The organism is Arthrobacter sp. Leaf141 (assembly GCF_001424565.1).
In the GTDB taxonomy this organism is placed as follows: domain Bacteria; phylum Actinomycetota; class Actinomycetes; order Actinomycetales; family Micrococcaceae; genus Arthrobacter.
Genome location: NZ_LMOL01000005.1, coordinates 96,007 through 118,630, shown reverse-complemented (window position 1 = coordinate 118,630; position 22,624 = coordinate 96,007). Strand labels below are relative to the sequence as shown.

Here is a 22,624-nt window from a genome sequence, read left to right as displayed (position 1 = left end):
CGGAGTTCCGGACCCCGCCGCACGGGCGTTATCGCCTGGCAAGCTCCGGGGTGAACTCCAGCAGTGCGTGCGAACCCACCACGAGGGACCGCAGGTCCGCCAGTCCGCCGGACACCTGGCCGGCAGCCCTGGCCTGGACCAGGACGTTACCCAGGGCCGTGGCCTCGACCGGGCCGGCCACCACGCGCTTGCCGGTGGCATCCGCCGTCAACTGGCAGAGCAAGCCGTTCTGGGATCCGCCGCCCACCACGTGCACCACGTCCACGGTGCGGCCCGCGAGCCGTTCCGCGTCGCGGATGGTGCGGGCGTACCCCGCAGCCAGGCTGTCCATGATGCACCGGGTGACCGCCGCCGGATCCGCCGGCAGGATATCCCCGGTGACCTTAACTGCCGAGCTGATCCGGGCAGGCATGTTGTCCGGCGCGATGAAGTAGGGATCGTCCGGGTTGACCTGTGGGCCGCCGGGCGGCAGCGCCGCAGCGGCTGCGAGCAGCGCCGGCAGGTCCTGCGTGAACCCTTCAGCAGCCCAGGACCGCTGGCATTCACTGAGCAGCCACAGCCCGCCCATGTTCCGGAGGTAACGGATGGTGCCGTCCACGCCGCGTTCGTTGGTGAAGTTCGCCTCGCGGCTGGCCTCGGTCAGCACCGGCGCGTCCAGCTCCAGCCCCACCAGGGACCATGTCCCGGAGGAAATGTAGGCGAAGTCCTTCGCTTGGGCCGGGACCGCGGCGACGGCGGAAGCGGTGTCGTGCGAGCCCACAGCCACCACGGTGGTGGTGGCCGGCAGGCCAACGTTGGCCGCGACGTCCGGCAGCAGCGTCCCCACGGTTTCACCTGGCTGGACCAGGGGCGGGAACAGCTTTTTGGGCAGGCCCAACTCGGCCAGGAACCCGGTGGCCCACTCCCCCGCCACGGCGTCGAACAGGCCGGTGGTGGAGGCGTTGGTGGCTTCGGTCCGCCGCTGCCCGGTCAGGAGGAAGGCGATCAGGTCCGGGATAAGCAGGGCCTGCAGCCCGGTCAGGTCCGGTTCCGTGGCGAGCTGGTACAGCGTGTTGAACTGCAGGAACTGCAGCCCGGTAGTGGCGTACAGGCGGGCCGGATCCAGTTTTGCGTGCACAGGCGCGACGGCGGCGCGGCTGCGGTCATCCCGGTAGCTGAACGGCTGGGCCGTCAGCTGGCCGGCGGCGTTGACCAGGCCGTAGTCCACGGCCCAGGTGTCGATGCCGATGCTGGTGATCGTTTCGTCCTGGCTCGCAGCCACGGTGGCCGCGGCAGCGAGCCCCGCTAGGACCTCCGCAAACAGGGCGTCGAAATCCCAGCGGAGGCCGCCGTCGAGCTCCACCACGCCGTTGGGGAACCGGTGGACCACTTCAAGGTCCACGGTGCCGCCGGTGGTCCGGCCCAGGATGACCCGGCCGGACGAAGCGCCGATGTCGACGGCGGCGAACACGCCGCCGCCGGCACCGGTTTCAGGCCTGGTGCTCATCGCAGGAAGGCTGCTGCCACACCGGCATCCACGGGGATGTGCAGGCCGGTGGTGTGGGACAGTTCGCTGCTGGTGAGGACGGCGGCGGCGTTGGCCACGTGCTCAGGCAGGACTTCGCGCTTGAGCAGGGTGCGCTGGGCGTAGTACTCGCCCAGTTTTTCCTCGTCCACGCCGTACACGGCGGCGCGCTTGGCGCCCCAGCCGCCGGCGAAGATCCCGGAGCCGCGGACCACACCGTCGGGGTTGATGCCGTTGACGCGGATGCCGTGCTCGCCCAGTTCAGCTGCGAGCAGCCGGACCTGGTGCGCCTGGTCCGCCTTGGTGGCGGAGTAGGCGATGTTGTTCGGGCCCGCGAAGACGGAGTTCTTCGAGGAGATGTAGATGATGTCCCCGCCCAGGCCCTGGGCAATCATGACCTTCGCGGCGGCCTTGGCCACCAGGAAGGAGCCCTTGGCCATCACGTTGTGCTGGAGGTCCCAGTCCTTTTCTGTGGTTTCGAGCAGCGGCTTGGAGATGGACAGGCCGGCGTTGTTGACCACCAGGTCCACGCCACCGAAGGCCAGGACCGCGGCGTCGATTGCCGCTGCCACCTGGGCTTCGTTGGTGACGTCCGCCTGGACGCCGATCGCGACGTCCGGGCCGCCCAGTTCCTCTGCCACCTTTTCGGCGTTCTCCAGGTTCAGGTCGGCAATGACCACGCAGGCGCCTTCCGCGGCGAGGCGGGTGGCGATGGCCTTGCCGATGCCCGACGCCGCTCCGGTCACCAGGGCGATGCGGGTGGCGTGCGACTTCGGCTTGGGCAGGCGGGCCAGCTTGGCTTCCTCCAGCGCCCAGTATTCGATCCGGAACTTCTCGGATTCCTCGATCGGGGCGTAGGTGGAGATCGACTCGGCACCGCGCATCACGTTGATGGCGTTGATGTAGAACTCCCCGGCCACGCGGGCGGTCTGCTTGTTCGCGCCGAAGCTGAACATGCCCACACCGGGAACCAGCACAATGGCCGGGTCCGCGCCGCGCAGTGCCGGGCTGTTTTCGTCGGCGTGGCGGTCGTAGTAGGCCTGGTAGTCCTCGCGGTAGTCCGCGTGCAGTTCGTGCAGGCGGGCGATCGAGTCCTCGATGGATGCGTCGGCCGGCAGGTCCAGGACCAGCGGCTTAACCTTGGTGCGCAGGAAGTGGTCCGGGCAGGAGGTGCCCAGCGCGCCCAGGCGCGGGTGTTCGGCTGCGGCCAGGAAGTCAAGGACGACGGCGTCATCGCTGAAGTGCCCCAGCTGCGGTTTGTCGGTGGAGGCCAGGCCGCGGATCACGGGTGCCAGGGCGGCGGCTTTGGCCTTCCGCTCTGCTTCCGGCAGGGCTGCGTAGCCGGGCAGCGCTGCACCAAAGGGTTCGGCTGTGCCGTTGTCCTTGATGTAGGCCTCGGCCTGCTCGATGATCCACAGCGAGTTGGCTTCGGCTTCCTCGCTGGTTTCGCCCCACGCGGTGATGCCGTGGCCGCCCAGGATGGTGCCGATGGCCTGCGGGTTGGCCTCCTTGATGGCGGCAATGTCCAGGCCCAGCTGGAAGCCGGGGCGGCGCCAGGGCACCCACACCACTTTGGTGCCGAAGATCTTGGTGGTCAGCGCCTCTCCGTCCGCAGCGGTGGCAATGGCAATGCCGGAGTCCGGGTGCAGGTGGTCAACGTGTGCGGCATCCACCAGTCCGTGCATGGCAGTGTCGATGGAGGGCGCGGCGCCGCCCTTGCCGTGCAGGCAGTAATCGAAGGCGGCCACCATTTCGTCTTCACGTTCGACGCCGGGGTAGACGTTCTTGAGGGCGTTCAGCCGGTCAAGGCGCAGCACGGCAAGGTTCCCGGCCTTCAGGGTGCCCAGGTCTCCCCCGGAGCCCTTGACCCAGAGCAGCTGGACGTCCTCGCCGGTGACGGGATCCTTCTCGGTGCCTTTGGCGGAGGTGTTGCCGCCGGCAAAGTTGGTGTTCCGCTTATCGGCGCCGAGGCGGTTGGAACGGGAAATCAGGTCTTCGACAGTCTTGTTACTCATGGCTGTTTATGCGCCCCATCCGGATTGCTGGCCGCCCACGCGGTCCTCGTTGATCTTTTTCTGGTATCCGCTGGCCTTGAAGGCGGCCATCGGGTCCGCGGGCAGGCCGCGGGATTCACGCCATTCGGCCAGGATGGGCCGGACGTCGGTGTAGAAGGCGTCGTTGAACACGCCGTTGGCGGCCAGGACGTCGCCGGCGCGCTGGGCTTCGGTCAGCGCCGCGGTGTCGATCAGCAGGGCGCGGGCCGTCATTTCCTGGACGTTGAGCACCGAGCGGATCTGGCCCGGAATCTTCTCTTCCAGGTTGTGGCACTGGTCCAGCATGAGGGCCACGCCGGAATCCTTGCCGAAGCCGCCGCCCCGGATGACCTCGTGCATGATGCGGAAGAGCTGGAACGGATCCGCTGCTCCCACAATCAGGTCATCGTCCGCGTAGAAGCGCGAGTTGAAGTCGAAGGAACCGAGCTTGCCCAGGCGCAGGAGCTGCATCACGATGAATTCGATGTTGGTGCCGGGGGCGTGGTGGCCGGTGTCCAGGCAGACAAACGCCTTCTCGCCCAGGGCCAGGGTCTGCGCGTAGGAGGTTCCCCAGTCGGGCACGTCGGTGTGGTAGGTGGCAGGTTCGAAGAATTTGTACTCGAGCACCAGGCGGTGGTCCTCGCCCAGGGCTGCGTAGATTTCCTGCAGGGACTCGGCCAGCCGGTCCTGGCGGCCGCGCATGTCGTCCTGGCCCGGATAGTTGGTGCCGTCAGCCAGCCAGACCTTCAGGTCCTTGGACCCGGTGGCGTGCATGACGTCGATGCAGTCCAGGTGGTGGTCCACGGCGCGGCGTCGCACGGCCTCGTTGGAGGAGGTCAGCGAGCCGAACTTGTATTCGTCGTCCTGGAACGTGTTGGAGTTGATGGTGCCTAGGCCAACACCGAGGCCCGCGGCGTATTCCTTGAGGGCCTCGTAGTCGTCCACCTTGTCCCAGGGGATGTGCAGGGCCACGGTGGGCGCAAGGCCCGTCAGTTCGTGGACCTTGGCGGCGTCCGCGAGCTTCTCGTGCACGGTCCGCGGCGTGCCGGGGGTGCCGAACACCTTGAACCGGGTGCCTGAATTTCCATAGGCCCACGACGGGACCTCGATGGCAAGCTCCTCGAGCCTGCCCAGCGCCATTGCTACGTCATTCATGATGGATCTTTCCGGTGTCTGGTGTTGCATGTGGTTTGGTGGCGGCCCGCTGCCGGCGCCGATTGGTGCGGCGCGGGCGGGCTGGTTGTGGTGGGCGGCCGCCGGGTGGGGCTGCCGGCCCGGTTGGGGCGGATCAGCCCGGGGCAGTGCCCGCCGCTGCGAGCTGGCCGTCAAGGTTGAAGACTTCCTCCAGTACCTGGAAGCCTTCATCGGGCGCCTGGCCGGAGTCCTCAAACAGGGTGGCCATTTCCGCCTGCCAGCGGGCATTGACCTCCGTCAGGCCCATCCGGGCCCGGACGGCATCGAAGTCGTCGCACTCGACGTAGCCCACGAGGAGCCCGTCCCCGCCAAGGAACAGCGAGTAGTTGTGCCACCCGGAATCCTTGAGGGCCTGCAGCATCTCCGGCCACACGGCGGCGTGGCGGCGACGGTACTCGTCGATCAGTGCCGGCTGGACGGAGGAGCGGAAGCACACCCTCATCTGGAACCCTCCTGAATTTCGCAATCTTTGAATCGTTTCATTGTTACGATTCAAAGTACTCTTGAACCTGAGTGGGTGTCAAGCATTCCGTCCGGTTGTCCAAGCAGCGGTTCGGAACACCCGGCACCTTCGCCTACCAGCACGGAGAATCATGAACCGCACCGCCAGTATCAAGGACGTCGCCAACCAGGCCAGCGTGGCGGTGGGTACCGTCTCCAACGTGCTCAATTACCCGGACCGGGTGTCCCAACGGACCAAGGACCGCGTCCTGCGGGCCATCGACGAGCTGGGGTTTGTCCGCAATGACGCGGCCCGCCAGCTGCGTGCCGGACACAGCAGGACCATCGGGCTGATTGTCCTCGACGTGGGGAACCCGTTCTTCACGTCCGTGGTGCGCGCGGCAGAGGACGCCGCCGCGCTGCAGGGCAGCGCCGTACTGCTTGGCGACAGCGGCCACGACGCCGGCCGGGAGGCGAACTACATCGACCTGTTCCAGGAACAGCGCGTCCAGGGCCTGCTGATTTCGCCGGTGGGGGACGTGAGCGAGCGCCTGGACCTGCTCCGCGAGCGCGGTGTACCCACGGTCCTGGTGGACCGGCAGGCGGACGAGTCCAAGTTCAGTTCCGTCGCCGTGGATGACGACGCCGGCGGGTACCTTGCTGCGCGGCACCTGCTGGACACGGGCCGCCGTCGGCTGGCCTTTGTGGGCGGACCCACCAGCATCCGGCAGGTGGCGGACCGGCTCCAGGGTGCCCGGCGGGCGGTGGACGAGGAGTCCGGTGCCACGCTGGAGGTGCTGGGTTCCGAGGGCCAGACAGTGCTGGCCGGGCGGAGCGTGGGCAACATGCTGGTGGAGCGCGGCCTGGACGGTTTGCCGGAGGGAATCTTCTGCGCGAACGATCTCCTGGCCCTGGGTGTGATGCAGTCCCTCACCATGACCCATACCGTCAGGATCCCCGAAGACGTGGCCCTGATCGGCTATGACGACATCGATTTTGCCGTGTCCGCCGTGGTGCCATTGTCCTCCGTCCGGCAGCCCACCGAAGCGTTGGGGCGCACCGCCATTGAACTCCTTGTCGAGGAGGTCGACTCGCAGAACGCCACCCACCGCGCCGTGGTGTTCACCCCGGAACTGGTGGTCCGCCAAAGCACTGCCGGTCCTGCCTGAGGCACCGCTGGCCCGGCGGACGCCCCGGCGGACGCCACGATGCGGCACAAGGCGGCACGAGGCGGCACGAGGCGGCACGGCCGCCGCGGGTTCAGGCCAGGGCTTCCACCACCAGGTTGCGGTAGGCCGCCCGGAGCGGTGCCATCTGGCGGAACCCGATGCGGCCGCCGGCCAGTGTGGTGGCAGCGGAATCGGTCCAGTCGAAGAGCGGCAGTCCGTTGGCGCTGAACGCCACCAGGGGACCATCCTTGACCACCTCCAGCCGGTAGAAGTCCGTGGCATCCTCCGCAGGCGGCAGCGGATCGGCGCCCTGCGCCACGAGTTCAAAGCCGGCGCTTTTGCGCAGGTTGCAGGTCCGGAAGGCCCGCTCGGACGCGTACTTGTGCCGGAAGTAGGACACATGCAGGGCGTCAATGTCCCCCGAGTGGTACTGCGGGTAGTAGCCGGTGCGCGGCGCGAGGTCCGGGGAGAACAGGTCCGTCCCGCCCTGCCCCACGGCAGCGAAGAAGAGCATGGCCAGGCCCGGTTCCGCCAGCGGCAGGAAGTCCCAGCTGATCCGGATCCGGTCCGGGAATTCCACCGGGCACCAGAAGGTCCAGTGCGCGTGATCACCGAATTCGGCGTCGTCCCTGGTTCCCCACAGTTCCAGGGCACCGTCCCGGGCACCCATTCCCAAGGGCCCTTCGGCCACCCAGCCGGCAGCATCCGCGGGCCCGGCCAGGGCGTTCCGGTAGAGGACGGTTGGTGCGGCGCCCACCTAGGCGCGTCCCGCCGTCGTGCTTAATGCCGGAACAGCTCCGGCGCCGCCGGGGCCGTACCCGGCCAAGGTGAGCTGCCGGGCCACCTCGCGCGCCACCCGGGCGGCGCCTTCCTGCGAGAAGTGTGTGTTGTCCGCCAGCCCTTCCGGCCAGTGGGCGTGCTCCCCGGGTCCGAAGTGGCAGAACAGCGCCCGCGAGCCTGACTCCCCCAGCTGCCGGTACAGCGCCCGCGTCCAGGCATTGAGGTCCAGCACCGGCAGCCCCAGCTCCAGCCCGATCTCGCGGACCACCTCCGGATAATCCTCCAGGCTCTCCGCCGGCACCGCGCCCGACGACGGCCCGGCAACAAAGTGCCGCCGCTCCACGGAGGTGCAGAGGACCGGGAGCCCGCCCAGGTTCCGGACGTCCTGGACCATGGTGCGGAGGTTGGCGGCGTACCCCGTGCGGGCAGCCAGGTGCTGCTGCTTCTGGTCGTTGTGGCCGAACTGGATCAGGACGAGGTCGCCCTCCCCCGTTTCCGCGAGGAGCCGGTCCCAGAGGCCTTCCGCCCGGAAGGATTCGGTGCTGGCCCCGCCCTTGGCGAAGTTGTGCACCGCCGCCCAGGTGTAGGTGAGCGGGGCCAGGTGGGCACCCCAGCCGGACATCGGGAACTCGTAGGCGGGGCAGGCGGCCACCGTGGAGTCTCCGGCGAGCAGGATCTTCATTGCATTCCTTTCCAAACAACGTGTTGCCCTATCACTTATGGTCCCCAAAACCCGGTTTTGGGGACCATAAGTGATAGGGCAAGTGGGGGTTAGCCCTTGACCGAGCCGATGAGCATTCCCTTGGCGAAGTGCTTCTGCAGGAACGGGTAGAAAATCAGGATGGGCAGCGTGGCCACCACAATCACGGCGAACTTGATGCCCTGCTCCGGCGGGATGTAGTTGGGATCCACGTTCCCCGTGCCCAGCAGGTCCGAGGCCGCGGTGACCTGGCGGAGGTACATCTGCAGGGTCCACTTGGAGTTATCGGACAGGTACAGCAGCGGGGACATAAAGTCGTTCCAGATGCCCACGGCGTAGAACAGCGCAAATGTGGCCAGGACCGGTTTAGACAGCGGCAGCAGGATCCGCCAGAGGATCCCCACCTCCGTGGCGCCGTCCATCTTGGCCGATTCCTCGAGCTCCGCAGGAAGCTCCTGGAAGAAGTTCTTGATGATGATCAGGCTGAACGGGTTGATGGCCGCCGGCAGGATCAGCGCCCAGTAGCTGTTGAGCAGGCCCAGGTCCTTGACCAGCAGGAACGTGGGGATCATACCGCCGGAAAACACCATGGCGAACACCACCAGGGACAGGATGACCTGCCGGCCGCGGAGGTTCTTTTTGGCCAGCGGGTACGCCATGGTCACCGTGAAGGCCAGCTGCACCAGGGTGCCGACGGCGGTCACCAGCACGGTGGTGACAAGGGCCCGGATGAACGCCGGGGTGGAGAAGATGTATTCGTAGGCGCCCAGGGTGAACTGCTCGGGCCAGATGAAGAACGGCCGGCTGGTGATCTCCGCTTCCGTGGCGAAGGAACCGGCGAAGACGTAGATGAACGGCAGCAGCGTCACGATGCCGATCAGGGACAGGAAAACGTAGTTGGCGACGTCGAAAATCCGGCCGCCAGTGGTGTTGTGGATCTTCATTAGAACAGTCCGCTCTGGTTGAACCGCTTGGCCAGGGCGTTGGTGCCGAAGATCAGCACAATGCCCACCAGGGATTTGAACAGGCCAACGGCCGTTGAGTAGCTGTAGGCGCCCTGGGTGATGCCCACAAAGTAGACGTAGGTATCAAACACATCGGCCACTTCACGGTTCAAGGCGTTGGTCATCAGGTAGATCTGTTCAAACCCGGTGTTGAGGGTCTGTCCGATGGCCAGGATCAGCATCACAATGATGGTGGAACGGATCCCGGGAAGGGTGATGTGCCAGACCCGCCGGAACCGTCCGGCGCCGTCGATGATGGCGGCCTCGTACTGGTCCTGGTCCACGGTGGCCAGGGCGGCGAGGAAGATGATGGTGCCCCAGCCCGTGTTTTTCCAGATGTCCTGCAGCACAATCAGCGGCCGGAACCAGGCGGGGTCGGACAGGAAGTCGATGTCGGTTCCCATGAGGTTGTTCAGCAGCTGGAACAGCGGCCCGATATCCAGGGCGAAGAGCAGGAAGCTCAACGACGCGACGATGGTCCAGGACAGGAAGTGCGGAATGTACACCAGGGTCTGGACTGTGCGCTTGAGGATGCTGAGCCGGACCTCGTTCAGCAGCAAGGCCAGGACGATGGTCAGCGGGAAAGCTATGCCCAGGTTCAGGAACGCCAGGATCAGGGTGTTGCCCAGCAGCCGGGGGAAGTCCGGGTTGGCGAAGAAGTCCTGGAAATGCGAGAACCCCACCCACGGGCTGCCGTTGACGCCCAGGAACGGGACGTACTCCTTGAACGCGATGCTGACCCCGTACATGGGGCCGTAGCGGAACACTGCGAAGTACAGCACCCCGGGAAGGAGGAGCAGGTACAGCCATTTGTAGTGCGCAAAATGGACGGAGAACTTGCCCCGCGGAACCTTGGCAGGTTTCCCGGGGCGCTTGCCTTTGCCCTTGCCAAGGCCCGGGCCGTCGCCGGCGCCGATGTTCGAGGCCAGCGCGTCTGTCAGCTGTGACATGCAGGGCCTCCTTTCTGGAAGTGGTGGAGTCAGGCCGGGCCGGGACCGCACGTCAGTGCCGGCCCCGGACCCCGGAGGAACTGGCTGTTACTTGTTGTCCTGCCAGAGCTTGTTGATCTCGTCCTTGACCTTGTCGCCGCCGCTGGTGTTCCAGAGCTTGATGGCGTCCTTCAGCCCCTGCTCATCGGTCTGGCCTGCGAGGTACTTGATCCGCGCGTCGGAGACGATGTTGTCCAGCTGGGCGCCCTTGGCCACGTAGGTGGCGGATACAAACGGTGCTGCCGGGTTGTAGACGGCGCTCTTGAGGTCCTCGGCCATGACTTCGGTACGCTTGTCGAAGACCTGCTGCTCGTAGTCGGTGGGCTGCTTGACCGGGTAGAAGGTGTTGCCGGCCACGTTCATGCCCAGCTGCGCGAAGCTCTTGATATCCGTGCTGACCGCCTTGCCTTCCTCCGTTTCAGGCTTGATGGTGGCAGCCTTGCCGTCTTCCAGGGCGAAGTTGACGCCCTCAATGCCGTTGTTGAGCAGGACTGCGACGTCCTTGCCGTTCATGGTGTTGAGGAATTCCAGGACCTTGGTCAGTTCCGCTTCGGTCCGGACGCTGGTCTTGGGGATGGCCAGGAAGCCCGAGTACCCGTCCGAGGGGTGGGCGTGGAGCTCGCCGTCGGGACCCTCAAGGTTCCCCACGAAGCCCACCTTGTTTTCAAAGTTGTTGGGGTCGGCCTGCTTGAAGAGGGTCACCAGCACGCTGACCCGGGAGTCGACGTCGACAATGATGCCGCCCTTGCCGTTGAAGAAGGGTTCGTTCCATTTGGTGCCATCAAAGGTGGCGAAATCCGGGTTGATGAGCTTTTCATCCACCATCTTTTTGACGAACCTGTTGGCTTCAAGGAATTCGTCGGTTTCGAAGCTGGGGATCAGCTTGCCGTCCTTCTCGGTCCAGCGGTTCCCGGCGCCGTACCATTCCTCGATGATGTCGTACGGGCTGTTGGTGCCCAGGGCGCCCCACTTGGGGATGGTGATGCCCCAAGTGTCGTTCTGGCCGTTGCCGTCCGGGTCCTGTTCGGTGAAGGCCTTGGCCACCTTGTACAGGTCCTCGGTGGTTTTAGGCGGCTGCAGGCCCAGCTTGTCCAGCCAGTCCTGGCGGAACATCACGGCGGCGCGCATCGGGGCGCGGCCGCGGTAGACGCCGTAGACCTTGCCGTTGATGCTGGCGTTCTGCTGGATGTCCGGGAACGTGGTCTTCAGGTTGGGGTAGGCAGCCAGCTTGTCGGTGAGGTCCCAGAAGGCGCCGGCCTCGGCGTTTTTGACGAAACCGGGCGTTTTGCCTTGGATGACCATGACCTGCGGGATCTCGGAGGACGCCAGGGTGATGTTGGTTTTGTCCTCGTAGGAGGCGTTGGGCGTCCAGGTGATGTTGATGTCCTTGCCGGTCAGCTCCTCAAGCTTCTTCTGCACGGCACCATCCGCGCCGGGCGGCTGCGCTTCGAGGAACGGGGCCATGATGGACACGCTGGTGAGGTCTGCGGCGGGCGTTTCGCCGCCGCTGCAGGCGGTGAGGGAGACGGCGGCAACGGTGACGACGGCGGCAGCCAGGGTCAGTTTCCTACGGATCATGATTGTTCCTTTTCCACTTCTTCGGGGTTCTTGTGCGGGTCAGTTCAGTAAGGCGTGCTGGGTTGATACGTTTCAGTTTTGCGGTGGCCGGTTTGTGCGGCGACCGGTGTGGGCCGGCCGGTTTGGGCCGGCCGGCTGCGCGGCAAAGGCCAGCCAGGGCAGGGCGGGATGGGACGGATGAGGGCAAGGGCAAGGGATGGGCACGATGGCCAAGCGGGCCGGCTGCTGGCAACACCGGACCACCGGCCCGCGTGCGCCGGGATCTTAGGTGGGAGTAGTCCCCTGCAGGACCCGGCCCGGCGTGGCCCCGGGCACCAGGGTGGCCGCAGCCGCCGGTTCAGGTGCCGGGGTGGCGGTTGCTCCCCCGGCGTCGGCCACCGATTCATCGTTGGCCGTAAAGAACCGGTCGCAGAGCCAACCGGTGATGTACAGCCAGGCGCCGATGCTGAAGAACGGAATCAGGCCAGGCAGGCTGCTGCTGGCAAAAAAAACTGCCGCAGAGACGAAAAGCAGGATCACGGTGCCGGCCAGGTGCCGGACCGCAAAACGTGATGACATCAGCAGGTACTGCGCCAGCGGCAGCTGGTACCGCGCATACATGGGGAACACATGGCAGGCGATGCCGGCAAAAACGAGGGCCAGCACAAAGATCAGGGCTGCCATAACCTCGGCAAGAACCCCGGCTGCTCCGGCGAACCAGTTCCAGTTCAGGAACAGCGCCAGTGACACTCCCATCAGCGGCAGCGCCAGGGCGTTGGCCCGGACGAAGTTGCGGAAGTAGCCGGCCACAAAGCCACGCAGCAGGGGTGCGGCCTCACCCCTGGACCGCTTGCGCACCAGGATCTGCGCCGAGGCCGTGGCCGGGCCTGCGCCCAGGATGCCGAGACCCAGCAGGGCGAAGACGATCCACAGCAGGTTCAGGCAGGCGATCCACAGCAGGGTGTCAAAGAACGAGTAGGCCCGGGCGCTGAAGGTTCCAGACAGCATGGCTCAACTCCCTTCTCCATCGTTGCAGAATTGTGGGCTTGCGTGGTCCACGTCACGTAAGTAATCGGTTTCTCGAAAATGTAGACCCTTGCCGGCAGTAACGTCAAGCCTTGGTTTGAATCGTTACAGAGCTGGACGGTCCGGCCGGGCATGGCGCACACTTGAACGTGGAAAGCGCTTGCTGGCATCGTGGCCGGCACCATCACCTTGCCCCGGAACGGGGGCGGAACTGGAGAACCATGGGCACGCCCGCCGGAACACTGTCCCCGAAAGCCGACCCGGAAGGCGGACCCCTGGCCGCTCCTGCCGCGCGGGTCGCGTTGGTGGGTGTGCACGGGTTCGGCACGCACCACCTCCGCAACCTGGAGCGGCTGGCAGCGGCGGGTGAGGTTGACCTGGTGGCGGTGGCTGATCCGCAGCCACCCGCCGAAGGTTCCGTCCCGCCGTCGGCGGCTGTATTTCCGGGCCTGGCGGAGCTGCTGGCCGGCACGCAGGACCTGGACCTGATCATCGTGGCCACCCCCATCCAGACCCACGCGCCGCTGGGCCTTGCCGCGCTCACCACGTCCGCCGATCTGTACCTGGAGAAGCCGCCCGTGGCGTCCCTGGCGGACTTCAACCGGCTGGCCGACGCCGCGGCAGCCAATGGCCGGAGCGTCCAGATCGGCTTCCAAAGCCTCGGCTCCCATGCACTCGGGGCCATCGGGGAACTGCTGGCCGCCGGCACCATCGGCACCCTGCAGGGCATCTCAGCCACTGGCCGCTGGGTTCGGGACAAGGCCTACTACAAGCGCTCCCGCTGGGCCGGCAAGCGCAGCATCGACGGGGTGGATGTGGTGGACGGCGTCGCCACCAACCCCCTGGCCCATGCGGTAGCCACGGCCCTCCGGATCGCCGGCGCCCGCACCACTGCCGATGTCGTGTCGGTGGAAACGGAGCTGTACCGGGCCAACAGCATCGAATCGGATGATACGTCCGTCATCCGCATCCGCACCGCGGCCGGGCTGCCCATCACGTGCGCCCTGACCCTGTGCGCGGCGGAGTCGGTGGAGCCTTATGTGACGCTGCACGGTTCCGCCGGGACCGCGGTCTTCCACTACACCGAGGACCGGCTGACCGTCCGGACGGCCGCCGGCACCACGGAGGAAACCTTCGGCCGCGATGACCTGACCGGCAACCTCCTGGCCCACCGCCGCAACGGCGAGCGGCTGATCAGCCCCTTGCTGGACAGTGGCGCCTTTATGCTGGTGCTCGAGGCCATCCGGACCGCCCCGCTGCCCGCGCCGATCGATGGCGCATACGTCCAATGGGTCGGTGACGCCGACGCGGCCCACGCCGTGGTGACGGGCATCGAGGAAGCCCTGGAGCAGGCAACCAGCCGGCATGCCACCTTCAGCGAACTGGGGCTGCCTTGGGCAAGCACCGTTCCCACCGCTTTTACCCTGCCCGCCTGATGCCTGCGACGGAGGGACCGCTGGCAGGGTTGGATGAAGACCCGGCCGACGGCGGCGCAGGCCACCTTCTCGCCGTTGGCCTGCTCACCGATGGGCTGACAGGGTGCCTGACGGCGTCGCTGCGCCCGGCATTCAGCTGGCAGTTCGATCAACCAGCCGGGGCGGATCCCGCGCTGGCCCGCCAAACCGGCTACCGGATTGTTGTGCAGGATGGGCAGGGAGCGGTGCTGTGGCGCTCGGGCACCGTCCCGGCAGCCGGCCACCGGGGTGTTCCGTACGGCGGGCCGGACCTCGACGGCGATACGGACTACGCGTGGCAGGTCCAGGTGCTGGACGCAGCGGGCATCCCTGGTGATTGGAGCGGCCCGACTGCGTTCACCACGGGGCCCGCCGCGGACGGCTGGGACGCCGAATGGCTCCGGCGCGCGCCCGGCGGCCGCGTTCCGGCAGCCATCCTGGCCGGCGCATTGCGTGTGGCCGGCACGCCGTTCCTTCCGGTTCCGGTCCCGCCGGTCCGCAGCTTCCGCCTGGCGGCCCGGCTCCGGCCGGCCATGGGCTGGGCCGGGATCATCCTGCGCAGCTCCGGCCCGGGCACCGGCCTGCTGCTGGAACTGAATTCGGCGGGCACCCTGGTCCTCCGGCATGCCCCGGACTGGGAAATCCCGGCCCCCGGTACCCCGGATACCCAGGTCCTGGCCACGGCTCAGGCCGCGCCCCGGGGCAAGGTCCATCAGGCCCGGCTGCCCGGCAAGGACCTGTACGCCGGGTCCTGGCACAACCTCGTGGTCTCGGACGACGGAACCACCGTCACCGCGGCCCTGGACGGCGAGGAACTGCTGGCGGTACAGACGTCAGAAGGAGCCCCGGCAGCACCCGCTGCGAACGGCGCGCCACCCCACCCGGGGCCGGACTCCCCCGCGTTTACCCCGCACGGCCAGCTGGCCCTGCATCAGGGCCCGCGCAGCCAGGCGGAGTACGCCTCGCTGCGCATCACCGGATCCGCAGCGGTAGCGCCGGCCGGAAAGACCGCCCCGCAGGATGCCCTGCTGCTGGACCACCGGTTCGACGGCACCGAAAACCACGCCGCCGCGTGCCTGGCCCACTGGCCGCACACCACGGCACACCGGCAGCCGGACGAGTGGACGATCTTCCGTAAGGATCTCCCGCTGACCGGCACCGTCCGGCGGGCCCGGCTGTTTATGGCCGCCAACCATCACGCGCAGCTCGCCCTGGCCGGCGTGCCCGCGCTGTCCAGCACCTCGTTCGGCTACCCCGGCGAGGGCTACTATGATGCGGCAGACGTCACGGCCCTGCTCGCCGCGCAGCCCACGGGCATCCCGGTTCCGCTCACTGCCGTGCTGCACTGGTACGGCCCGGGCCAGGGCCGGGCGGCGGGCCTGCCCGGCCTGCTGGTCCGGCTCAGCGTGGACTACAACGACGGCCGGCGCGAGGTCTTCGGCTCCGGGCCGGACTGGCACGCGGGCGAAGCGCCCTACCGGCAGGCTGGTTACCGCAACGATGAGGGCGACCCCGTGGAGCACCTGGACGGCCTGGCAGCAGCGGCGCCGCCCGCCATCACGGACCTTCCACACGCCATCAGCCTGGGCAGGCACCCGGTGGCGGACTTTCCCCTGCTGCACCCCCGGCGGACGTCGATGGCCGAGGACTTCGTGGCGCCGCAGGCTTTCCTGCGGGCCGAGGACGGCACGCTGGTGGCTGATTTCGGCCAGGTCCTGCCCGGCCGGCCGGAAGTCGTTTTCCGCGCCGGCGTCCCGGGCCGGACGGTCCTGATCCGGGCCGGCTACACCCTGCGGCCGGACGGCCGCGTGGATGCCGGCAAAACAGCCAGCCAAAACACGGACATGTCCTTCCCCTACACCCAGGCGGCGGGGCCGCAACGCTTCCGGGCCGCCGTGCACCTGGGCTTCCGGTACCTCGAGCTTCCCGGCGTGGATGCCAGCGACGTGACCCGGATGGGTGCCGTTGTGGTGCATGCCCGGCACCCGGAAATGGGCAGCTTCGGCAGCTCGGATGCCACGCTGGATGCCGTGTTCGGGCTGCTGCGCGACTCGGCGCTGTACGGCGTGCAGGAACAGTTCGTGGACACCCCCACCCGCGAAAAGGGCCAATTCCTGGCCGATGCGGTCAATATCTCCTACGCCACCATGGCCCTGTTCGGCGAACACGCCTACACCGCCCAGGCGCTTCGGGAGTTCGGCTGGTCCGCGGCCCGGTACTGGCAGGACCCGGCCGAGCGCGGCCGCTACAACGCCGTCTATCCCAACGGCGACGGGAAGCGGGACATCCCGGATTTCTCCCTGATGCTGCCGGAATGGACGGCCGAATACCATCACCGGACCGGTGACACTGCCTTGGTCGGGGATCTGCTGCCGCACCTGCGCGACACCGCGGACTACGCAATGCGCCACCTCGCCACGGAAGGGCCGACGGCGGGACTGGTCACCGAACTGGGCGGCGGCTCCGGGCCCTACCTGCACGGCATCGTTGACTGGCCGGAGCCCGGCCGGTTCGGGTACGACATGGCCTGTGCCGCCAAGACCACCGTCAACGCCCAGGCCTATTCGGCGCTGCTGGCCACGGCCGGACTCTGCGCCGCCGCCGGCCAGGAGGAAGCAGGCATCCGGTATGCAGCGGCTGCACGCACCCTTGGGCACTTCATCCGTACCCGGCTGCGGGTGGACGGCGTGATGGTGGATGGGCTGCACGCCGACGGCACACCCAGCTCCCACGCCTCCCAGCATGCAACGTCCTTCCCGCTCTCGCTGGGCATCACGGACCCGGCGCATACAGCCGGCGATGCACGCCGGGCAGCTGGGATGGGGATGCAACAGGGCCCGCTCACGGTGCACCGGCTGGTGCGGGCGTTGCTGGCGGCGGGCCTGACGGATGCGGTCCTTGACCTCCTGACAACCAAGGACCAGCCAGGGTGGGCTGCGTTGCTGGAGCGCGGCGCCTCGTTCACCTGGGAAGCCTGGGACCTGGTTGAGGGCACCGACTACAGCCAGTCGCACGCCTGGTCGGCCTCCGTGGTCAAGGAAATCCTGGAGCACCTGCTGGGCGTCCGCTTCACGGTGCCCGGCGGCAGCGAGGTCCTGGTGGAGCCGCCGCTGTGCCGGTTGGCGCACGCCCACGGTTCAGTCCCGGTGGCCAGCGGAAACGTCGCCGTGGCCTGGCGACGGGCCGGCGGGCTGATGCACCTGGAACTTACGGTTCCGGCCGGCGTCACCGCTGCCGTCCGCCTGCCGGCCGGCACCTACAAGGTCGAAGGCCCGGGGGCGCCGGCCGCCGTCGTGCGCTCCGGCCCGGAAGACGAAGGCAATGCCGGATCCACCCGGGACTTCCGGGTCCACCCGGGCGCTTGGGTGTTCACGCCCACAACAGGATAAGCATCCGCTCCCAACAGACCCTTGCGCGAGATGGCACTTCGCGGCAATGTTCGGCACCGCGACTGCCGCCAAGTGCCATCTCGCGGGGTGGGTAGGTGGGCGGCCGCCTAGAGGAGCGCGCTCTGCGCTTCCGAAAGGGCCCGCTTCGCGGCCTCCGCCGGTGACAACCGGCTGAAGTGGACTTCCAGGGAGTAGCGGGTCAGGGCCTCGACGGCGGCGCTGCCACCGGCCGGCGGCACGGGGACCGCACCGCCCAGCTGACTGGAGATCTCGTCGATGAATTTGGCCGTCTTGGCATCGGCCGGGGTCAGCTTGTCGGCCACGGCTGCCCTGATGTCGGAGTTGGCCGGAATGCCCCGGTCTGCAAGCCCGATGTCACCGGCGGCAGCGTTGTTGGTGACGAAGTCGATGAACTTCTGCGCCTCGGCCGGGTGCTTTGTCCTGGAGCTGGCGGACCAGAACATGGACGACTTGTAAAACTGCTGGGCTTCCGCGGCCTTGCCGGCAACGCTTGGCGGCCGGAGGATGGCCAGGTCCTGCCCGGATGCCTTGCTGAGCGCACCCAGCTGGTTGGACCAGTACATGTTCATCACGAACCGTCCGGTGGCCAGGCCCTGCTGGTCAATTGAGGCGCTGGCATCCTCGGTAATGATGGAAGCGGGCGGAACAGCTTTCGAATCGCGCATCCTGGCCTGGTACTCGTACCACTCCGTCAGGGCTGCCTCGTCAAAGCCGAGTTTGCCCTCGCTGGTGAACAGGGACTTGCCGTGCTGCCGGAACCACAGGTTGGCAGCGGCGTCGCTGTTGACCTGCCCGGTTCCGTATACGCCGTCAGCGCTGGCCTTGGTGATGTCCGCAGCCGTGGAATCGAGGTCGTCCCAGGTCCAGGTCTTGTCATCCGGCAGTGCGACACCGCTGGCGGCAACCAGGGCCGGGTTGGCCAGCACCACCATGGCGTTCACGCCGCTGGTCACGGCATACTGCTTGCCGTCCACCTTGCCGGAATCCGCCACGGGCTGGTCGAATTTGGACAGATCCACGTCCTTGAGCTCCAGCAGGGCACCGCGCCCGGAGTACTCGCCCAGATAGGCGGCGTCCATCTGGATGACGTCCGGCGCATCCTGGGAGGCCACCTGCGTGGCCAGCTTGTCCCAGTAACCACTCCAGTCGCCATACTCCCCCTTCACCTTAATGTTGGGGTTTTCAGCCTCGAAGGCAGCAATCAGCTTCTCGGTGAGCTTATGGCGGGTGTCCGAACCCCACCAGCTGAACCGCAGCGTGACCGGCCCATCCTGGTCCGCCGGCGCACCCCCACAACCCGAGACGGCCAGGACCACCGCCGTGAGCAGGGCCGCTGTTGCGGGAAGGGCGGGCTTTTTGGCGCGAAACATCATTGTTCATCCTCTGTTCTGGCAGTGGAGCGTCCATAGAAACCGCTTTCCGAACCAGACTAAGTGTGATGTGAATTACGCGTCAAGACCTCACAGAATCTTACTTTTTCAATCACCGGCGGTGCTGCGGACCCGCACGCGACGGCCGTGGAGCCACAGGAGCAGGCCAATCACGACGGCGGACACCACACAAAGTGCGCCCGTAACCACCAGCCCGGTCCGGACGCCGAACTGTTCCGTCAGCCAGCCGGCCAGCAGTCCACCCAGGGCGTGCCCGCCCATCAGCAACGGCAGATACAGGGCCATGACCCGCCCGCGGACAGCCGGCCCGGCCTCGAGTTGGACGGCGGTGGCTGCGCTGGTCAGGAACAGCAGGGTCATCAGCCCCACCACCACCAGCATCACCATAAACGTCTCCACGGTGGGCATCAATGCCGCAGCAGCCTGGGCGATGCCAAAGCCTGCGGCGGCGGCCACGATGCCCTTCCGGCCCATCCGTCCCAGCCTCGCGGCGAGCAGCGCGCCGGCAAGGGCGCCCACGGCGCTGACGGTGTTGAACAGGCCAAAGCCTGCCACCCCGTTGTGCCAGACGCGTTCCGCGAAGGCAGCCAGCACCACCGGACCGTTCATTCCAAACGCACCCAGCAGGCCGGCCAGCAAGATCGTGAGCATCAGCCTGGGCCGGTCCCGCACGTAGCTGAAACCGGCCAGGAGCTGGCCTCGGCCCCGCACCGCAGGAGTGCCGGGGTGCAGCTCAGCGCTGCGCATGGCCGCAATCAGGCCCAGCACCAGCACCCCGATCAGGGCGTTGGCGGCAAAGGCCGCTGCGGATCCGGCCTGGGCAATCAGGATTCCGCTCAGTGCCGGCCCGGCCATGGCGCCCAGCTGGCCCAGGGCGTTGTTGAGCCCGATCGCCGGCCGCAGCGCCGCGTCCCCCACCACCTCGTTGACAAAAACCTGGCGGGCAGGCTGGTCAACCGCCGCGGTGATGCCCAGCGCCACGCAGCTGGCGTACACCGCCCAAACTGTGATGGAGCCGGAGGCGACCCACGCCGCCAGGCCCAGCGCCAGGAGGATGATGACCGACTGGCACACCATCATGATCCTGCGCTTCGGGAACAGGTCCACCACCAGTCCGGCCAGCGGACCCACAATCAGCATGGGCAGGAACTGCAGCGCCACGGCCACGCCCACCGCCGCGGGACTGCCGGTCAGCTGCAGCACCAGCCAGTCCTGGGCCAGCCGCTGCATCCAGACTCCCACGCTGCCTGCCAGCTGCATGCCCAGGTAAAGCCGGTAGTTGTGCCGCAGCAGCGGGTGGTACCAGCGCAGCTGGCCCGCGGCGGGCAGCGGGCCGGAACGGGTCCGGGGGTTGGCGGAGCTGGAGCTTTCGGCGGGGTGCTGCTCGGGGGACACGTCGCTCAACTCGGTAGTGATGGGCATTAAAACAGGGCGGGCCGCCGGAATGGGCCCCGCGGGTGCTTCAGGCGCGGGCTGAACGGATTTTCACGGCAGCGGAAGCGAGGACCAGCATGCCGGGGACCACCACAAACAGGGCCACCAGCATCCAGACAAACACCACGGAACCGAAGATCGCCACGGCCAGCAGGACCGAGCCGGTCCAGTCCCGGAGGGAGATCGACTGCGCAGCGGCCAGCGCGGACTGCCAGGTTCCCCTGGCATCGGCCCGGTCCCCGGCGAAGTCGGACCAGGCGGACGCGGTGCGCAGCAGCAAAATGGTGGCGCAGGTGGCCAGGACCAGGGTGGCGGGAAGCACCACTTCCGGGCCCGGCAGCTGGCCCACCCAGGCGAGGAGAAGGTTGAGGATAATCACGACGGCGGCGGCCGCCGTCGTGATTCCCAGTTTCCAGCTGCCGGGCAGCGCCGCCCGGAACGTTCCCCAAAGGCTCCGGACGGAATCGTCGCGGCCCGAGAGGTGGCGTTCCAGGTGGGCGATGCCGGCGGCATAGGCTGCGGGGATGGTGACCAGCGGAATGGACAGCACCAGCACCAGCACCCCCGCCAGCAGGGTTTCGGAAAACAGCGCGAAGCGGTTCACCGGGAGGGGCTCCGGCCGGCCCGGTACGGGTGTGGTGCTGTCCATGATGCTCATTTCCTGCTCCGTCAGCCTTTGAGGCCCTGGGTGGAGACGCCTTCAACAATGTACCGCTGGAAGATCAGGAAGAAGATCAGCACCGGCAGCAGCGCCAGGACGGACATGGCGATCATGGCGCCGTAGTCGGAGGACTGGGTCTGGTCCACAAAGAGCCGCAGCGCCAGCGGAAGCGGGTACTTGTCCGGGGTGTTCAGGTACAGCAGGGGGCCCAGGAAGTCGTTCCAGCTCCAGATGAAGGAGAAGATCGACGTCGAAATCAGCGCCGGTTTCATCAGCGGAAGCATGATCGAGGTGAAGATCCGCACGTGGCCGGCACCGTCGATGCGTGCTGCCTCGTCCAGTTCTGCCGGGAGGTTGCGCATGAACTGGACCATCAGGAACACGAAGAACGCGTCAGCGGCGAGGAACTTACCGATCAGCAGGGGGACGTAGGTGTCCACCAGGCCCAGCTGGTTGAAGATGATGTACTGCGGAATGATCACCACGTGGAAGGGCAGGAGCAAGGTGGCGATCATCATGCCGAAGAACACGCTGCGGCCGGGGAACTTGATCCGTGCGAAGGCGTATGCCGAAACGCTGGCTGAGAGGACGGTGCCGACGACGGCGCCGACGGCCAGGATCAGGGAGTTGGTGAAGAACTGCAGGGTGCTGACCCCGCCGATCCCGTCCATCGCCGTAACGAAGTTGTCCATGCTGAAGTTGCTGGACCACAGCGAGGTGTTGGTGCCGCCGATCTCGGAGTTCGGCTTGAAGGAGGACGCCACCATCCACAACGCCGGGTACAGGACCACAGCCGTGAGTGCCAGGGCCACGATGTGGAAGAGGGTGCTTTTGACCCGCTTGGCGCCCATGGACTCGGATTTGGGGTTGTACTGGGGCATTTGGGCGTCGGGTGTGGACTGGGTGGGGGTTGCCATGGTTGTCATTTTGCGTCCCCGCTGTAGTGGACCCAGGACTTGGACGTGCGGAAGATGATCAGGGTAATGATGCCCACAACGATCAGGAGCAGCCAGGCCATCGCCGAGGCGTAACCCATCCGGAAATCGGAGAAGCCGCGCAGGTACAGGTAGAGGGTGTAGAAAAGGGTGGAACCGGCGGGTCCGCCTTCACCGTTGGAAATGATGTACGCCGAGCTGAAGATCTGGAACGCGTGGATGGTTTCCATCAGCAGGTTGAAGAAGACCACCGGGGAGAGCATGGGCCAGGTGATGTTGAAGAACTTACGCACCGGGCCGGCACCGTCCATGGACGCGGCTTCGTAGAGGTCCGCGGGGATCTGCTTGAGCCCGGCGAGGAAGATCACCATCGGGGCGCCGAACTGCCACACCGTCAGCAGGATGAACATCGGCATGGTCATGGTGGGGTTGCCCACCCAGCCGCCCAGGTTGATCCCGAAGAAGGACAGGCCCTGGTCCACGGGACCTGAGTCCCCGAACATTGCCTTCCAGACAATGGCGATGGACACGGACGCGCCGATCAGGGACGGGGCGTAGAACGCGGACCGGTAGAAGCCCTGGCCCATGCGGGCGCTGTTGAGCAGCATCGCCACGGCAAGGGCGGCGGCGAGCTTGAGCGGGGTACCGAAAACCACGTAGCCCACGGTCACGCCCACGGACTGCATGAACCGCTCGTCCTGGAACATGGTGGCGTAGTTGTCCAGCCCGATCCACTTGGGCGGGTCGAACAGGTTGTAGTTGGTGAAGGACAGGTACAGCGAGGAAACCATCGGTCCAAGGGTCAGGACAATGAATCCCAGCAGCCAGGGCAAGAGGAACGAATAGCCGGCGCGGGCGTCCACCCCTCGCTGCCGCGACTTGCGCGGCAGCGAGGAAGCGGACGTCGCTGAACGCCTGCTCAGGGTTGGGCTTTGAGTCACG

At 67.0% G+C, this 22,624-nt stretch carries 18 protein-coding genes; 3 read left to right on the top strand and 15 right to left on the bottom strand.

All coding sequences use genetic code 11. The annotated features are described in order from the left end of the window. Window positions 1–28 precede the first annotated feature (28 nt). The 4 genes from ASF72_RS03070 to ASF72_RS03055 form a co-directional block, all read right to left on the bottom strand. Complete coding sequence (locus ASF72_RS03070; protein ID WP_056596507.1) at window positions 29–1,486, bottom strand: rhamnulokinase; 1,458 nt, start codon at window positions 1,484–1,486, stop codon at window positions 29–31. After that, entirely contained in the window at window positions 1,483–3,519 is a 2,037-nt protein-coding gene (locus ASF72_RS03065) for a bifunctional rhamnulose-1-phosphate aldolase/short-chain dehydrogenase (RefSeq protein ID WP_056596505.1), read from the bottom strand. Before ASF72_RS03065 ends, ASF72_RS03070 begins: the two co-directional genes overlap by 4 nt. Window positions 3,520–3,525: 6 nt before the next feature. After that, a complete protein-coding gene (gene rhaI / locus ASF72_RS03060) occupies window positions 3,526–4,692 on the bottom strand; it encodes an L-rhamnose isomerase (protein ID WP_050686745.1) in 1,167 nt (388 codons plus the stop codon). Between the two features lie 133 nt (window positions 4,693–4,825). Continuing rightward, complete coding sequence (locus tag ASF72_RS03055; protein WP_050686747.1) at window positions 4,826–5,173, bottom strand: L-rhamnose mutarotase; 348 nt, start codon at window positions 5,171–5,173, stop codon at window positions 4,826–4,828. Between the two features lie 151 nt (window positions 5,174–5,324). On the opposite strand from ASF72_RS03055, the gene ASF72_RS03050 reads away from it, so the two are divergent. After that, entirely contained in the window at window positions 5,325–6,341 is a 1,017-nt protein-coding gene (locus ASF72_RS03050) for a LacI family DNA-binding transcriptional regulator (RefSeq protein WP_050686748.1), read from the top strand. Window positions 6,342–6,432: 91 nt separating this feature from the next. Here ASF72_RS03050 and ASF72_RS03045 read toward each other — a convergent pair whose 3' ends face one another. The 6 genes from ASF72_RS03045 to ASF72_RS03020 all read right to left on the bottom strand — a co-directional run bounded on the left by ASF72_RS03045 (window position 6,433) and on the right by ASF72_RS03020 (window position 12,379). After that, window positions 6,433–7,098, bottom strand: a complete 666-nt coding sequence (locus tag ASF72_RS03045) for a DUF1961 family protein (protein ID WP_056596502.1) — start codon at window positions 7,096–7,098, stop codon at window positions 6,433–6,435. Continuing rightward, a complete protein-coding gene (locus ASF72_RS03040; protein WP_056596500.1) occupies window positions 7,099–7,803 on the bottom strand; it encodes a rhamnogalacturonan acetylesterase in 705 nt (234 codons plus the stop codon). 89 nt (window positions 7,804–7,892) lie between these two features. Next, complete coding sequence (locus tag ASF72_RS03035; protein ID WP_050686754.1) at window positions 7,893–8,765, bottom strand: carbohydrate ABC transporter permease; 873 nt, start codon at window positions 8,763–8,765, stop codon at window positions 7,893–7,895. After that, on the bottom strand, window positions 8,765–9,775 hold the full coding sequence (locus tag ASF72_RS03030; RefSeq protein ID WP_056596498.1) for an ABC transporter permease: 1,011 nt from the start codon (window positions 9,773–9,775) through the stop codon (window positions 8,765–8,767). The genes ASF72_RS03035 and ASF72_RS03030 overlap by 1 nt, the downstream gene beginning before the upstream one ends. 87 nt (window positions 9,776–9,862) lie before the next feature. After that, entirely contained in the window at window positions 9,863–11,392 is a 1,530-nt protein-coding gene (locus ASF72_RS03025; protein ID WP_056596495.1) for an extracellular solute-binding protein, read from the bottom strand. 264 nt (window positions 11,393–11,656) lie between these two features. Next, entirely contained in the window at window positions 11,657–12,379 is a 723-nt protein-coding gene (locus ASF72_RS03020) for a YesL family protein (RefSeq protein WP_056596492.1), read from the bottom strand. Window positions 12,380–12,618: 239 nt separating this feature from the next. Between ASF72_RS03020 and ASF72_RS03015 the strand changes: the two genes are divergently transcribed. Together ASF72_RS03015 and ASF72_RS03010 are read left to right on the top strand one after the other, a co-directional pair. Then, window positions 12,619–13,833, top strand: a complete 1,215-nt coding sequence (locus ASF72_RS03015; protein ID WP_056596487.1) for a Gfo/Idh/MocA family protein — start codon at window positions 12,619–12,621, stop codon at window positions 13,831–13,833. Beyond that, window positions 13,833–17,240 (top strand): family 78 glycoside hydrolase catalytic domain, encoded by a 3,408-nt coding sequence (locus ASF72_RS03010; protein ID WP_056597401.1) that lies wholly within the window; start codon window positions 13,833–13,835, stop codon window positions 17,238–17,240. The genes ASF72_RS03015 and ASF72_RS03010 overlap by 1 nt, the downstream gene beginning before the upstream one ends. A 107-nt stretch (window positions 17,241–17,347) precedes the next feature. On the opposite strand, the gene ASF72_RS03005 is transcribed toward ASF72_RS03010, so the two are convergent. The 5 genes from ASF72_RS03005 to ASF72_RS02985 form a co-directional block, all read right to left on the bottom strand. Next, window positions 17,348–18,634 carry an ABC transporter substrate-binding protein gene (locus tag ASF72_RS03005; protein ID WP_082483988.1) on the bottom strand — a complete coding sequence of 429 codons (1,287 nt, stop codon included), beginning with the start codon at window positions 18,632–18,634 and terminating at the stop codon, window positions 17,348–17,350. Between the two features lie 105 nt (window positions 18,635–18,739). Continuing rightward, window positions 18,740–19,912 carry an MFS transporter gene (locus ASF72_RS03000; protein ID WP_235504667.1) on the bottom strand — a complete coding sequence of 391 codons (1,173 nt, stop codon included), beginning with the start codon at window positions 19,910–19,912 and terminating at the stop codon, window positions 18,740–18,742. 202 nt (window positions 19,913–20,114) lie between these two features. Continuing rightward, window positions 20,115–20,744: a hypothetical protein gene (locus tag ASF72_RS02995; protein ID WP_056596484.1), complete on the bottom strand. Its 630-nt coding sequence runs from the start codon at window positions 20,742–20,744 to the stop codon at window positions 20,115–20,117. A gap of 11 nt (window positions 20,745–20,755) precedes the next feature. Continuing rightward, window positions 20,756–21,673, bottom strand: coding sequence for a carbohydrate ABC transporter permease (locus ASF72_RS02990; protein ID WP_056596479.1), 918 nt, complete (start codon window positions 21,671–21,673; stop codon window positions 20,756–20,758). Beyond that, window positions 21,670–22,623: a carbohydrate ABC transporter permease gene (locus ASF72_RS02985; protein ID WP_056596476.1), complete on the bottom strand. Its 954-nt coding sequence runs from the start codon at window positions 22,621–22,623 to the stop codon at window positions 21,670–21,672. Before ASF72_RS02985 ends, ASF72_RS02990 begins: the two co-directional genes overlap by 4 nt. Between the last annotated feature and the right edge of the window lies 1 nt (window position 22,624).